The organism is Pontimicrobium aquaticum (genome assembly GCF_005047595.1).
In the GTDB taxonomy this organism is placed as follows: Bacteria; Bacteroidota; Bacteroidia; order Flavobacteriales; family Flavobacteriaceae; genus Pontimicrobium; species Pontimicrobium aquaticum.
Map to the genome: position 1 here is coordinate 1 of NZ_SUPL01000021.1, position 1,698 is coordinate 1,698.

Consider the following 1,698-nt stretch of genomic DNA (forward strand, 5'->3'; position numbering starts at 1 on the left):
AGCTGACAAACGTTTAAAACTTGAACAACAGATCATTCAAATTGTAAACCAAAAACGCAGATCCTTGCCTAGAGAAGGTGTACGTAAACTCAAAATATCTTTAAAAAATGAGTTTGATAAAGCTAACCTTAAAGTAGGCAGAGACACGCTTTTCAACATTCTTAGAAAACACAATATGCTTATAACCAGAAAGAAACCTAGCTACAGAACAACAAACTCTTTTCATAGGTTTTACAAACATAAAAACATCATAAAAGATGTAATTGTTAATAGACCTAATCAAGTTTGGGTATCTGATATTACATACATCAGAACTGTAAAAGGATTTTGTTACTTGCTCTTATAACTGACATGTATTCTAGAAAAATCATAGGTTACGACCTTAGTGATAGCCTTGAACTTAGCGGTTGTACCAGAGCTCTTAAAAAAGCATTATATCAAGCTAAAAACACAGAGAGCCTTATACATCACTCGGATAGAGGAATACAATATTGTAGCAATGTATACACACAAATTTTAAAGAGAAACAACATCAAAATTAGTATGACAGAAGAAAATCATTGCTACGAAAACGCTATTGCTGAACGTGTAAACGGCATCCTAAAAGACGAGTTTTATCTTGACCAGACCTTTGATAGCGTACAACACGCGAAAAGAGCTACAAAAAATGCAATTAATTTATACAACGAAATAAGATTACATTTATCTTTAGACTTCAAAACACCGAATATGGTATATTTAAAAACAGCGTAAATCAATTTTTAACCTGTAGCCATATTTCAGGACTAGACATTTAAGAAAAACCCGTGAAATACATTAAACTGATTTTAATTTTACTTTTTTTTAGTTCGTGCTCAACGAATAAATCCGTAATTGGGTTATATGGAAAATGCGGAAATGAATATTTGGGTTGCACTCAAATTGAACTGAAATCGGACAAAACATTTGAATATTTTATTTTTATGGATGTTGGTGGCGGAACTGTAGTCAAAGGAAATTGGGAACAAATATCTACTGACAGTATAAAACTGAACACATTTGAACAACCAAAAAATCCAAGTACGACTTATAGCGGAAAAATAAATCCTGACCGAATTGAGAATATCAAAATTACAATCCGAGATTTGGAATTACCTCTTGCAGCTGCGTTCATTGTAGTGAATGACCAAAACGCTGGAAAAGCAGCAGACGTGAATGGAATTGCGGAATTGGAAACTCAAAAAATAAAAACAATTACGTATCATTATTTAGGACAAAAAGAAACAATAGAAATCGACAATCCAAATTATAATGAAATAGAAATTATTGTGAGAGATTTGGACTTAAACGCTGTTCCGAGATTTTTGACTGATAAAATAATGGTTTTGAATAACGGAAAATTGTTTTTTAACGATGGATATTCATTAAAGAAAACCAACTTGAAAAACAAACAATGGAAATAAAAAACGAACGCACAACAATGGCTATAAGTAATTGCTCGTTCTCACCTACTTCTGAAAATCCTAGCGGATTTTCAGTTTGGTGTGTACTTGCAAAGTTAATCGCTAACACACGCAACTACTCATAGCCGAGACCGTTGTATGCCATCGGAGTTACTTTTTGACATTCAACTTCGGTTTTCGGAATATCGTATCAGAAAAAATTGTTCGTTTAGATTAAGGATTGACTGGATTTTGTGTATTGTCAACCTATCAGGAA

General features: G+C 32.8%; 2 protein-coding genes and 1 pseudogene. All 3 read left to right on the forward strand.

What is annotated here, in order from left to right:
* Positions 1-346, forward strand: a pseudogene (locus E5167_RS15465) (hypothetical protein); the annotation flags it as partial.
* Between the two features lie 5 nt (positions 347-351).
* Positions 352-753: an integrase core domain-containing protein gene (locus E5167_RS15310; RefSeq protein WP_169301446.1), complete on the forward strand. Its 402-nt coding sequence runs from the start codon at positions 352-354 to the stop codon at positions 751-753.
* Positions 754-806: 53 nt separating this feature from the next.
* The gene (locus E5167_RS15315) at positions 807-1,442 is read left to right on the forward strand and encodes a hypothetical protein (protein ID WP_211242162.1); all 636 of its coding nucleotides are present in this window, start codon (positions 807-809) and stop codon (positions 1,440-1,442) included.
* Positions 1,443-1,698 lie beyond the last annotated feature (256 nt).